At 50.9% G+C, this 12,025-nt stretch carries 12 protein-coding genes; all 12 read left to right on the top strand.

Annotated features, from left to right (window positions below):
• The 12 genes from QUD54_RS09590 to cysN all read left to right on the top strand — a co-directional run bounded on the left by QUD54_RS09590 (position 1) and on the right by cysN (position 11,949).
• A complete protein-coding gene (locus tag QUD54_RS09590) occupies positions 1-1,146 on the top strand; it encodes a LegC family aminotransferase (protein ID WP_286336510.1) in 1,146 nt (381 codons plus the stop codon).
• Positions 1,143-1,739 (top strand): NeuD/PglB/VioB family sugar acetyltransferase, encoded by a 597-nt coding sequence (locus QUD54_RS09585; RefSeq protein WP_286336509.1) that lies wholly within the window; start codon positions 1,143-1,145, stop codon positions 1,737-1,739. Before QUD54_RS09590 ends, QUD54_RS09585 begins: the two co-directional genes overlap by 4 nt.
• On the top strand, positions 1,732-2,730 hold the full coding sequence (gene neuB / locus QUD54_RS09580; protein WP_286336508.1) for an N-acetylneuraminate synthase: 999 nt from the start codon (positions 1,732-1,734) through the stop codon (positions 2,728-2,730). Before QUD54_RS09585 ends, neuB begins: the two co-directional genes overlap by 8 nt.
• Positions 2,727-3,884, top strand: coding sequence for a UDP-N-acetylglucosamine 2-epimerase (gene neuC / locus QUD54_RS09575; protein ID WP_286336507.1), 1,158 nt, complete (start codon positions 2,727-2,729; stop codon positions 3,882-3,884). Before neuB ends, neuC begins: the two co-directional genes overlap by 4 nt.
• The gene (locus QUD54_RS09570) at positions 3,881-4,930 is read left to right on the top strand and encodes a nucleotidyltransferase family protein (protein WP_286336506.1); all 1,050 of its coding nucleotides are present in this window, start codon (positions 3,881-3,883) and stop codon (positions 4,928-4,930) included. The genes neuC and QUD54_RS09570 overlap by 4 nt, the downstream gene beginning before the upstream one ends.
• A 2-nt stretch (positions 4,931-4,932) precedes the next feature.
• Positions 4,933-5,856, top strand: a complete 924-nt coding sequence (locus tag QUD54_RS09565; protein WP_286338039.1) for a Gfo/Idh/MocA family protein — start codon at positions 4,933-4,935, stop codon at positions 5,854-5,856.
• Positions 5,846-6,556, top strand: coding sequence for an acylneuraminate cytidylyltransferase family protein (locus QUD54_RS09560; RefSeq protein ID WP_286336505.1), 711 nt, complete (start codon positions 5,846-5,848; stop codon positions 6,554-6,556). Before QUD54_RS09565 ends, QUD54_RS09560 begins: the two co-directional genes overlap by 11 nt.
• Positions 6,543-7,313 (top strand): oxidoreductase, encoded by a 771-nt coding sequence (locus QUD54_RS09555; RefSeq protein ID WP_286336504.1) that lies wholly within the window; start codon positions 6,543-6,545, stop codon positions 7,311-7,313. Before QUD54_RS09560 ends, QUD54_RS09555 begins: the two co-directional genes overlap by 14 nt.
• 272 nt (positions 7,314-7,585) lie before the next feature.
• Positions 7,586-8,476, top strand: a complete 891-nt coding sequence (locus tag QUD54_RS09550; protein WP_286336503.1) for a hypothetical protein — start codon at positions 7,586-7,588, stop codon at positions 8,474-8,476.
• Positions 8,477-8,478: 2 nt separating this feature from the next.
• Positions 8,479-9,552, top strand: coding sequence for a glycosyltransferase family 4 protein (locus QUD54_RS09545; RefSeq protein WP_286336502.1), 1,074 nt, complete (start codon positions 8,479-8,481; stop codon positions 9,550-9,552).
• Positions 9,553-9,592: 40 nt separating this feature from the next.
• Positions 9,593-10,504: a sulfate adenylyltransferase subunit CysD gene (cysD, locus tag QUD54_RS09540; RefSeq protein ID WP_286336501.1), complete on the top strand. Its 912-nt coding sequence runs from the start codon at positions 9,593-9,595 to the stop codon at positions 10,502-10,504.
• Positions 10,504-11,949 carry a sulfate adenylyltransferase subunit CysN gene (cysN, locus tag QUD54_RS09535; protein WP_286336500.1) on the top strand — a complete coding sequence of 482 codons (1,446 nt, stop codon included), beginning with the start codon at positions 10,504-10,506 and terminating at the stop codon, positions 11,947-11,949. The genes cysD and cysN overlap by 1 nt, the downstream gene beginning before the upstream one ends.
• Positions 11,950-12,025 lie beyond the last annotated feature (76 nt).

Raw genomic sequence — 12,025 nt, 5'->3', positions numbered from 1 at the left:
ATGAAGTATCGAGACACCATCGAATTCATTCGCTCGCTTTACGATACGAACGACTTCATCCCGTTGCATGCCCCGGTTTTTCTGGGCAATGAAAAAGCGTATCTAAACGAGTGTATCGACTCGACTTTCGTCTCCAGTGTCGGAAAATTCGTCGACCGGTTCGAAGCGATGGTCGCCGAATTTACAGGAGCCAAGTATGCCGTCGCCACTGTCAACGGCACGGCGGCACTGCATGTCGCCCTCAAACTTGTCGGTGTCGACGAGCGGTGCGAAGTGATCACCCAGCCACTGACATTCATCGCCACATGTAACGCCATCAGCTACTGTAACGCCAAACCCCTCTTTGTCGATGTCGACAGAGAGACGATGGGTTTGAGTCCTGAAAGTCTCGAAGCGTTTTTGAAAGAGCATACGACGATGCGAAACGGCAGTTGCGTCAACAAAACGACGGGCAAAAAGATCGGTGCCGTCGTACCGATGCACACCTTTGGCCATCCCTGCCGTATCGATCTTATCGCCGAAATCTGCGAACGCTACCGTATCCCTCTTGTCGAAGATGCGGCCGAAAGCCTTGGAAGCTGGTACAAAGGGCGTCATACCGGCACCTTCGGCACAATCGCCGCTTTCAGCTTCAACGGCAACAAAACCATCACGACCGGCGGCGGTGGCATGATCGTCACCGACGACGAAGCGCTGGCCAGACGGGCCAAACATATCACCACCACTGCCAAGGTGCCGCATCCGTACGAATACATCCACGACGAAATCGGCTACAACTACCGCCTCCCCAATCTCAACGCGGCGCTCGGCTGCGCACAGATGGAGAAACTCGAGGAGATCCTTGCCAACAAGCGTCAAACGGCGGAAACCTACCGGAAACACTTTTCCCAAAAACCGGAAATCGCATTCGTCGGCGAACCGGAAAACGCGAAAAGCAACTATTGGCTCAACGCCGTCGTGCTCGAAAACAGCGACGCGAGAGACGCTTTTTTGAAAGAGAGCAACGACGCCGGCGTCATGACGCGGCCTATCTGGCGCCTGATGAACCGGCTCGCCATGTTCGAAGAGGCGCAGTGCGCACCGCTCGAAAATGCCCAGTGGCTCGAAGAGCGGGTCGTCAACATTCCCAGTGGAGTACGTCCGTGAACGAAAAACTGATCCTCGCAGGCGGCGGGGGGCATTGCAAAGCCGTCATCGATGTGGTCGAAAAAGAGGGCACCTACACGATCGCCGGCATTCTCGACCGCCCCGAAATGGTCGGTGAAACGGTTCTTGGCTACGAGATTGTCGGAACGGACAGCGACATTCCAAAGCTGGCTGCCGAGGGGTACCATTTTCTCGTCACGGTGGGGCAGATCGCATCGCCAAAGATCCGGATCGAAATTTTCGAGCGGATCGAACGACATACCGACAACATCGCGACCGTTGTCTCTCCGCTGGCCTATGTCTCGCCACATGCCGAAATCGGCAGAGGAAGCGTCGTCATGCACCATGCACTGATCAACGCGGGAGCCATGATAGGGGAAAACTGCATCGTCAACTCCAAAGCCCTCGTCGAACACGACGCGACTGTCGAGGCACACTGCCATATTTCGACAGGCGCGATTCTCAACGGCGGTACGCTGGTGAGAATCGGAACGTTCATCGGAAGCAACGCGGTAAGCAAAGAGTATGTCGAAACGAAGCCCTTCGATTTCATCAAAGCGGGCACACTCTTCAAAGGTCATGACAATGGATAGAGTCTTCATCATCGCCGAAGCGGGAGTCAACCACAACGGTTCGGTCGAACTGGCAAAAAAGCTGATCGACGTCGCAGCCGGTGCAGGTGCCGATGCCGTGAAGTTTCAAACCTTCAAAGCCCGGAAACTGGTCTCCAGGGCGGCGAAAAAAGCGGCTTACCAGCAGGAGACGACCGACGCGTCCGAATCGCAGTACGAAATGATAAAAAAGCTCGAACTCGATGTCGACACCCACAAGGAGCTGATCGCCTATTGCCAAGAAAAAGAGATCATGTTCCTCTCGACACCGTTCGATCACGACAGCATAGAACTCCTTCATGGCCTCGGCCTCGAAATCTTCAAGATCCCTAGCGGAGAGATCACCAATCTTCCCTATCTGCGCCATATCGGCTCTCTGGGCAAACGGGTCATTCTCTCGACGGGGATGGCCGATATCGGCGAAATCGAAGATGCACTCGACATCCTTACATCTGCCGGCACCCCGAAAGAGAAAATTACGATTCTGCATGCCAATACGATGTATCCGACCCCGATGGAGGATGTCAACCTCAAAGCCATGCAGACCATCGCCTGCACCTTCCAATGCGATGTCGGCTACAGTGACCATACCCTCGGCATCGAAGTCGATATCGCCGCCGTCGCCATGGGAGCGAAGGTGATCGAAAAACACTTCACTCTCGACAAAACGATGGAAGGACCCGACCACAAAGCCTCTCTGGAACCCCATGAACTCGGTGCGATGGTCGAAGCGATTCGCAACATCGAAAAGGCGCTTGGCACGGGGATCAAAAAGCCGAGCCCCAGCGAAAAACCGAATATGGAAGTCGCCAGAAAGTCGATCGTCGCGGCAAGGCCGATCGCGAAGGGAGAGCGTTTCACGGAAGAGAATCTGACCATCAAACGTCCCGGTAACGGCATGAGTCCCATGCGATGGGATGAAATCATCGGGACAACCGCCCAAAAAACGTATGAAACGGACGAGCCGATATGAATAGACGTAGAGTGTGTATCGTCACCGGAACACGGGCAGAATACGGACTCTTCTACCCCATCATGAAAAAGATCGAAGCGTCGTATCGGCTCGAACTTCAGCTGATCGCGACGACGATGCACCTCGCACCGCAATTCGGCCTGACGATCCGCCAGATCGAAGAGGACGGCTTCAGGGTCGACGAAACGATCGAAAACCTGTTGTGCGCCGATACGAAATCCTCCGTCGCGAAATCGACGGGGATGGCGACGCTGCTTCTGTCAGATGCCTACCGGCGGCTGAAGCCCGACATCGTGCTGCTGCTCGGCGACCGTTACGAAACCCTCGCCGCCGCGACGGCCGCTTTGCTGATGAACATACCCATCGGGCACATCCACGGAGGCGAAACGACCGAAGGGGCCGTCGACGAACAGATCCGCCATGCGATCACGAAGATGAGCCATCTGCACTTCGCCGCGACCGAAACCTATCGGCGGCGTATCATCCAGATGGGGGAGGAGCCTTCACGCGTCTTCACCGTCGGTGCGCCGGGCATCGACAACATCCTCTCGATGCCTCTGCCCTCGAAAGAGGAGCTGGAAGCTTCACTCGAGTGGCACTTCGGCCCGCGAACCGCTCTGTTCACCTACCACCCCGTCACCCTCTCCCCCGGCGATACGAAAAAGGATATCGAAACGATCCTGAAGCAACTGGAACACAGCGGACTGTCGACCCTTTTCACCTACGCCAACGCCGACGAGGGCGGGCACATCGTCAACGAAGCGATCGAAGCGTTCTGCCGCAAAGACCCAAAACGCTTCAAAGTGGTCAAAAACCTCGGCCAGAAGCGCTATCTCGCGGCGATGAAGTATGCCGACCTGCTGATAGGCAACACCTCCAGCGGCATCATCGAAGCCGCCAGCTTCCGCAAACCGGTCGTCAACATCGGCGACCGGCAGAAAGGGCGGTTGCGAAGTACCAACACGATCGACTGCAGTGTGGAAGAGGTGGGAAAAGCCATCGACCGGGCATTGTCGAAAGCGTTCATTCGACACTGTGAAGATGTGACGAACGTTTACGGCAGCGGTGACAGCGCCGAAAAGATCGTACGAATTCTCGAGAATACGGAATTCTCGACCGTCAAATCATTTTACGACATAAAGAGCGAAATATGAAAAAAATCGATGCCATCAAACTCTCGCCCAAAGCGTCCATCAAAGAGGCGCTCGGCATCATCGACAGCGGTGCCGTAAAGATAGCACTCGTCGTGGATGAGCGCAACCATCTGCTGGGAACCATTACGGATGGAGATATCCGAAGGGCCATCCTCAACGGAAAATCCATCGAAAACTCCATCGAAGGGGTCTACTTTACGGAGCCGACCGTCGTCTCCGTAGACGAGAGCAAAGACTCCATCATCAACATCTGTACGACCAAAAAAATCTATCAGGTCCCGATCCTCGACAATGAAGGACGCGTCGTCGGCATCGCGATGCTCGACGAACTGCTCAAGCCCAAAAAGTATCCAAACAAAGTCGTTCTCATGGTCGGTGGCCTTGGAACACGCCTACGCCCACTGACCGAAACGACCCCCAAACCGATGCTTCATGTCGGTGGCAAGCCGATCTTGCAGACCATCGTGGAGCGATTCGCCGCACATGGTTTTACCGATATCGTGATGTGCGTCAACTACAAGGCCGATATCATACGTGACTACTTCGGAGATGGAAGCCGTTTCGGCGTCAAAATCGAATATATTCTGGAGAACAAGCGTATGGGGACAGCCGGAGCACTGAGCCTGCTCAAAGAGCGGCCCAAAGAGCCTTTTTTCATCATGAACGGTGACCTGCTCACCAACGTCAACTTCGAGAACATGCTCCAGTACCACCTCGACAACGAAGCCGCGGCCAGTATGTGCGTACGCGAATACCATTTCCAAGTCCCCTACGGCGTGGTCCACATCGAAAATGGACGCATCAAGTCGATCGAGGAGAAGCCGATGCACAAATTCTTCGTCAGTGCCGGTATCTACATGCTCAACCCCGAGTATCTCGATTTGATTCCAAAAGACGAATATTACGACATGCCTACCCTCTTCGAAAAGCTCATCGAACGGGGTGAAAATGCCATTTCGTTCCCCCTTCGGGAATACTGGCTCGACATTGGGCAGATGGAGGAGTACGAAAGAGCCAACAGAGAGTATTTCGAGGTGTTCAGTTGAGGGTGCTACAAGTCGGATTCGGTTCCATCGGCAGGCGTCACAACGAAATCCTGAAAGATTTCGAAGAGATCGAAAGTATCGATCTCGTTTCGAGACAGAACATCGACCTCGAAGGAAAACGTTTTTCGTCCATTCACGATATCGAAACGTTCGATCCCTACGATTATATCGTTATCGCAAACGAAACTTCGAAACACTACGATACACTCGAACATGTCGTGAACCATGTGAACGGAAAGAGAATCCTTGTGGAAAAGCCTCTTTTTTGTCGCAACAGATCTCTCGATATCCACGACAACCGTGTATTCGTCGCCTATAACCTGAGATTTCATCCCATCATAGAGGCGCTCCGCACCATACTCGAAAACAAAAAGATCCTCTATGTCAACATTCTCACCGGTCAATACCTTCCAACCTGGCGCCCAGGAACAGATTACAGAGACTCCTACAGCGCTTCTTTACAAAAAGGTGGAGGGGTTCTGCGGGACCTGAGTCACGAACTCGACTATGCCGCCTTTCTCTTCGGCGATATCGTCACGTTTTCCTCGATCAACGACAAGATCTCCAATCTGGAAATCTCTTCCGACGATATCTTTACCGCCATAGGAAGAACGGAAAGAGGCACCATTCTCAACATAACCATGGATTACCTGAGTAAAACTCCGTTGCGCAGGATCGTCGTTCATACCGATGAGATGACGGTGGAAGCCAACCTCGTCGAATCCTCGCTGCGTATCTACGACGAAAGAGGTACGAGTGAAACCATTGTAAAAGAGACGGCCCGTAACGACACCTATCGAAAAATGCATGAAGCGATTATCCGTGGCGATGCCGAAAACCTCTGCACCTACAACGAAGGGATAAAAACGATGGAACTCATAGAAAAAGCCGGCGATTACGTTCGAAAGGATACTTATGACCAATAAACCTCTCTGCACCATCTGCGCTCGGGGTGGCTCAAAAGGTGTCAAAGACAAAAACATCCGTCCACTGAAAGGCAAACCCCTGATCGCCCATACTATCGAGCAGGCAATCGAAAGCGGCATTTTCGATCATATCGTCATAAGTACCGATTCGGACGCCATCGCCGAAGTCGCCGTCAAATACGGTGCCGAAGTCTTTTTCAAGAGATCTCCGGAACTGGCGAGCGATACGGCCGGAAAATTGGATGTCATCAAAGACGCTTTTATGCGTTCCGAAGCGCACTACGGCATTCGATTCGATGCGCTCGTCGATCTCGATGCCACATCACCGCTTCGGGATGCTTCCGATATCGTCAATGCCTATAACATGTTCGTCGAAAACGACTATGAAAACCTCATAACCGCCATGCCTTCACGAAGAAGCCCCTATTTCAATCTCGTAGAGAGGACATCCGACGGAAAAGTCAAACTCTCCAAAACACTCGACAAAGCGGTACTGAGGCGGCAGGACGCTCCCAAAACCTACGACATGAATGCATCCATCTATATCTGGAAGAGAGAGGCTCTGCTCAACAACGAGACGCTTTTCCTGGAAAAGACGGGGCTGTACGTTATGCCGGAGGAGAGGTCGATCGATGTAGATACGGAACTCGACTTCGAATTCGTCGAATTTTTGATGAGGAAAAAAGATGCTGAAAGATAATGTCGTCGTCATTACCGGAGGAGCCGGACTCATCGGACAGGAGTTCGTCAAAGCCGTCGTCGAAAACGAAGGAACGGCCATCATCGCCGACATCGATCCTGCGAGGGCTAACGAGGTCAAAACCGAACTCTGTGAAATGTACGGAACAGATAGAATCGATGCCGTCGAAATGGATATCACATCCAAAGAATCACTGCAAAAGTGTCTGGACTATCTCTCGAAAAAACATGGCAGAATCGACGCTCTCGTCAACAACGCCTACCCGAGGAATAAAAACTACGGCCGCCACTTTTTCGATGTAGAGTATCAGGACTTTGTACAAAATGTGGGGCTCAATCTCGGAGGATACTTTCTCACCTCTCAGCAGTTCGCCAACTATTTCAAACGGCAAGGATATGGAAATATCGTCAACATATCCTCCATCTACGGAGTCATTCCCCCGAAATTCGAGATTTACGAAAATACGAAGATGACGATGCCGGTGGAGTACGCAGCCATCAAATCCGCCCTGATACACTTGACGAAGTACATGGCGAAGTATTTCAAAGGGCTGAACATCCGGGTCAACGCCATCAGCCCGGGAGGGATACTGGACAACCAGCCGGAACCTTTTCTCCAAGCCTACAAAGAGCAGTGCCTTTCCAAGGGCATGCTGGAAAAGAGTGACCTGAAAGGCACACTGATCTATCTGCTGAGCGATATGAGCAGGTACGTCAACGGACAGAACATCGTCGTGGATGACGGATTTAGTTTATGATACATATGCTCCAATCGTTTTTTTTCTTCGTTGGAAACATGTTTGTCAGAAGAGAGTACGATATCGTCTTCTACTACCCTACACACTTCAACCGCGGGGAAAATGGCAAAAACGAGTTTTTCGAGCCATTTTACGAAATTTGTGAAAGAAACGATCTACGTTACATCATTTTCGAGGAGCCCGATTTTGAGAAAAAAACGGATCGCAATAACCAAGCGGTCCCGTTTGATTTTCCACTTTTTCTTATATTGATTTTCCGTAAAATCGTTTCTTTGGAAAAATTCGAGTCGTTTCAGCATCGCGAATGGTACATCGCAGAGAAACTCAAGCCGCTTCTATTCAGAAAGTTTCGTTTCAAAAACTACATCGTTCTTTCCAACAGTATGCTCGGTTTTTTTCGGAGCATCGATAAAGAGGCCTGTCTCTACGATTATCAACACGGTGTCATCACATCTTCGCATTCAGGCTATATTCGAAACGAAACGGCGGCTGAACATATCGAGCGAAACAAAGCCAACGTACTTCTCTACGGAGATGGATTCAAAGATGTCTTGTGTCGTGCAGACAAAAAAGGGTATTATCTCGATCACGCCTTTGTCATTGGACAGCGCATTAGGGGAAATTTTCGAAATCATTTCGCGCAAAAGAGCATTTTGTTCTCCCTTCAATTTTCTGACCCGAACCCTATCTTGAACAACAAGCTTCTCGAGAAAATAGTCCACTTTTTCGACACATACCAAGATTTTTTCATCGACAGCGGTATTACCCTGCTTCTAAAACATCACCCACGTTTTTCTCACGATATCGATGACAGCGCTTTGTTTCGATATCCTTTTACACATCTATATAAAGGCTCTCTTTCGGACGCTTTGCAGCAGTGCTCACTTCATCTCACATTCCATTCCACAACGACATTCGAAGCGGCGGCGGAAGGCATTCCTACGCTGTTATGGGAAAACGACTTGCTTGACCCCCGTTTCTTTATCGATGACTACCGCTACCCACTGGGTATATTCGACGAGTCGAGTCTTATCCAAAAGATAAAAGAGTATCTCTCCAGCGAACGCAAATATCTTGAAGAGGCAAAAAAAGTGTTCATGTGGTTCCAGCATTTCTATTCACCGCTCGATGAAACAAAATTCTTGAAACTGATGAAAGAATGAAAATGAAAAAAATCAGAGTTTTTCTTGGTGGATACATCAATTTTACCAATGCCCAAAATCTCAACTGTCTTGCGATTGCCAATCACCTGGACAAAAAGAGATTCGAAATTTTTTCACTAACGCTCTACTCGGGAAAAATACCGATTCAATCAACTTCCCACATCAAAACATTCAGATGTTTCTATCCGCATAAAATTTCCAAATATTTGGGATACCTGTGGGGAATCATTCAGTGCGACGTAGCTTATCTTCCCAAAGGCGAGATATGTGGATGGAACAAGTTTTGGTTGAAACTCCTTGGAAAGAAGAGCTTTAGAACTGTCGAGGGTATTTACGGCGACGAGATGTTGGGCCAAATTCTGGAGTCGGGAACCACTTACGAAGCGTTCAAACGCTCTTTCTTGGGTTACAATAGAGTATATTCTATCACCAGGTTTCTCAAAAACTACAACGAAGAGCGTCACGGCATTAAAACGGAAGAGAAGATTTTATATCTCGGAACCGATACCGATACCTTTTTGAACGAGAACAAAGAGATTACCGGCCTTAAAAACGTCATTTTCATCGGTCGAATGAAAAAGAGAAAAGGGGTTTTCGATTTTCTCGACCTGGCAAAACGTTTTCCGGAACTCGATTTTTACATGGCAGGGAACGGGGAGGATCTCGATGAAATTCGAAACTATATCGAAGAGAACAATCTTTCCAATGTCGAATATCTCGGTACGCTCACGCATTCACAGCTCGCCGAAATTTTGAAAAAAATGGATCTGCATATCTTTCCTTCCCGTTCCGAAGGTTTTCCGAAAGTAACACTCGAGACCGCGGCCGCCGGTGTCCCCTCATTGGTCTATGACGACTACGGAGCCGACGAGTGGATAACCCACGGAAAAGATGGTTACGTCGTGCACACTTTCGAAGAGATGGAAAAGACGATCCGTCACCTGCGAAAACATTCGGACGAACTTGCCAAAGCTTCAAAAAACGCCATAGAACTCGCCAAACGTTTCGACTGGAAAGTCGTGATCGAAGAGTGGGAAAAAGTGATTGAGGAACTTTACAATGAAAAACAGATATAATCTGTTTCAAAAAACAATGCACCACCTTTAGGAATTGAATATGACTGACACTCAACGGTTCACCCACCTCAAACAACTCGAAGCCGAGAGCATCTACATCCTTCGAGAGGTTGCGGCGACATTTTCCAACCCGGTCATGATGTACTCCATCGGCAAGGACAGCTCGGTCATGCTGCACCTGGCCATGAAAGCTTTTTACCCCGCCAAACCGCCGTTTCCGCTTCTGCATGTCGATACCCTCTGGAAATTCAAGGAGATGATCGAATTTCGCGACAGACGGGTCAAAGAGTTGGGCGTCGACCTGGTCGTCCACTCCAATCCCGAAGGGATCGAAATGAACATCAACCCCTTCATCCACGGCTCCAAAGTCCACACCGACATCATGAAGACACAAGCGCTCAAGCAAGCACTCAATGCCGGCGGCTACGACGCCGTCATCGGAGGTGCCAGGCGCGACGAGGAAAAGAGCCGTGCCAAAGAGCGCATCTTTTCGTTCCGCGATAAAAACCACCGCTGGGATCCGAAAAACCAGCGCCCCGAACTCTGGAATCTTTTCAATACAAAAATCCACAAAGGCGAGAGCGTACGCGTATTCCCGCTTTCAAACTGGACCGAACTCGATATCTGGCAATACATCTATCTGGAGGGTATTCCCATCGTTCCGCTCTATTTCGCCAAAGAGCGGCCGGTCGTCGAGTATGAAGGGGCCAAAGTGATGGTCGACGACGACCGTATGCCCGAAGAGTTGAGAAAAAAAGCGAAAAAGCAGATGGTTCGTTTCCGAACGCTCGGCTGCTACCCGCTGACCGGAGCCATCGAATCGACGGCTTCGACACTGCCGGAGATTATCCAGGAGATGCTGCTGAGCCGAAGCAGCGAACGCGAAGGGCGCCTGATCGACAAAGATCAGGAAGGGTCGATGGAGAAGAAAAAAATCGAAGGATACTTTTAATGGGCAGAGAAAAGATTGCAGACAATATCGAAAAGTATCTCAAGGAGCACGAAAACAAGCAGATGCTTCGTTTCATCACCTGCGGCAGTGTCGACGACGGAAAATCGACGCTGATCGGCCGGCTGCTTTACGACAGCAAAATGATCTTCGAAGACCAGCTCGCCGCGGCCAAAAACGAAACGAAAAAGTACGGAACCGTCGGAAACGAAGAGATCGACTTCGCCCTGCTCATCGACGGCCTGCAGAGCGAACGCGAACAGGGCATCACGATCGACGTGGCCTACCGCTTCTTTTCGACCGATAAACGCAAATACATCATCGCCGACACACCCGGCCACGAGCAGTACACGCGCAACATGGTCACGGGTGCGAGTACCGCCGATCTTGCCGTCATTCTCATCGATGCCAGAAAAGGTGTGCTCACCCAGACGCGCCGCCACTCCTTTCTTGTCAGCCTGCTGGGCATTCGCAACATCGTCGTCGCGATCAACAAAATGGATCTGGTCGGCTACAGCCGGGAAGTTTACGACAAGATCGTAAGCGACTACAAACAGATGTACGATCAGCTCAAATTTTCCCTGCCCTATAAAAACTTCAACCAGACGATTGACTTTATCCCGATGTCGGCGCTTAAAGGCGACAATGTTGTCGATGCCTCTTCAAAGATGGCGTGGTATGAGGGCAAACCGCTGCTCGAATATCTCGACACCGTCGAAATCAAAACCAGCGAATTCGAAGCGTTTCGCTACCCCGTCCAGTATGTCAACCGCCCCAACCTCGACTTCCGCGGGTTTGCCGGCACCATCGCATCCGGCACGATCGAAGAGGGGGAGAGGATTGTCGTCTACCCTTCCAAAAAGAGCACCACGGTCAAAACCATCGTCCCCCCGCTCAATCCCGAAACCAACAAAGACGGCATCGAGACGGCCCAAAAGGCGTTCGCGCCGCTGGCCGTCACGCTCACACTCGACGACGAGATCGATATCTCCCGCGGAGACCTGATCGTCAAAGAAGGCGAGCGGGAGCCCTACTTCAGCGACAGCTTCGAGGCGATGATGGTCTGGATGGACGAGGAGCCACTGAAGAACAGAGAATATACCGTCAAACTCTACGCCAAAGAGGCCAACGCCACCGTCAGCGACATCATGTTCAAACGCGATGTCAACAGCTGGGAGAAGATCGCGACGAAAACGCTCGATCTCAACGATATCGCCCGCGTGAAGATCGACCTGAGCGAAAAAGTTGCCTTTGATATGTACGAAGAGAGCAAGCGCACGGGTGCGTTTATTCTGATCGACAAGATCACCAACAACACCGTCGCCGCCGGCATGATCGCGGGGGTTTCGGCCCGGCGGAAAAAAGAGCGCGTCTATACCGAAGCGGAAAGAGCGCTCAACGCCTATATCCGCGAATTCTACCCGGAGTGGGGATGCAAGGCCATTTAGTGCTACGTACTACGTATTACGGGCTACATGCTACGAATGGTGTTTTAAAAATTCGTAGCACGCGCTTCCATAGGAA

The sequence above is a fragment of the Hydrogenimonas cancrithermarum genome, from assembly GCF_030296055.1.
Classification (GTDB): Bacteria; Campylobacterota; Campylobacteria; order Campylobacterales; family Hydrogenimonadaceae; genus Hydrogenimonas; species Hydrogenimonas cancrithermarum.
This window is presented reverse-complemented; position numbering and strand designations above follow the sequence as displayed.

Excerpts from the sequence above, each read along its gene's own strand:
- QUD54_RS09555 (WP_286336504.1), top strand. The coding sequence starts at position 6,543 with ATGCTGAAAGATAATGTCGTCGTCATTACCGGAGGAGCCGGACTCATC.
- QUD54_RS09570 (WP_286336506.1), top strand. The coding sequence starts at position 3,881 with ATGAAAAAAATCGATGCCATCAAACTCTCGCCCAAAGCGTCCATCAAA.
- QUD54_RS09560 (WP_286336505.1), top strand. The coding sequence starts at position 5,846 with ATGACCAATAAACCTCTCTGCACCATCTGCGCTCGGGGTGGCTCAAAA.
- cysN (WP_286336500.1), top strand. The coding sequence starts at position 10,504 with ATGGGCAGAGAAAAGATTGCAGACAATATCGAAAAGTATCTCAAGGAG.
- neuB (WP_286336508.1), top strand. The coding sequence starts at position 1,732 with ATGGATAGAGTCTTCATCATCGCCGAAGCGGGAGTCAACCACAACGGT.
- neuC (WP_286336507.1), top strand. The coding sequence starts at position 2,727 with ATGAATAGACGTAGAGTGTGTATCGTCACCGGAACACGGGCAGAATAC.
- QUD54_RS09545 (WP_286336502.1), top strand. The coding sequence starts at position 8,479 with ATGAAAAAAATCAGAGTTTTTCTTGGTGGATACATCAATTTTACCAAT.
- cysD (WP_286336501.1), top strand. The coding sequence starts at position 9,593 with ATGACTGACACTCAACGGTTCACCCACCTCAAACAACTCGAAGCCGAG.
- QUD54_RS09590 (WP_286336510.1), top strand. The coding sequence starts at position 1 with ATGAAGTATCGAGACACCATCGAATTCATTCGCTCGCTTTACGATACG.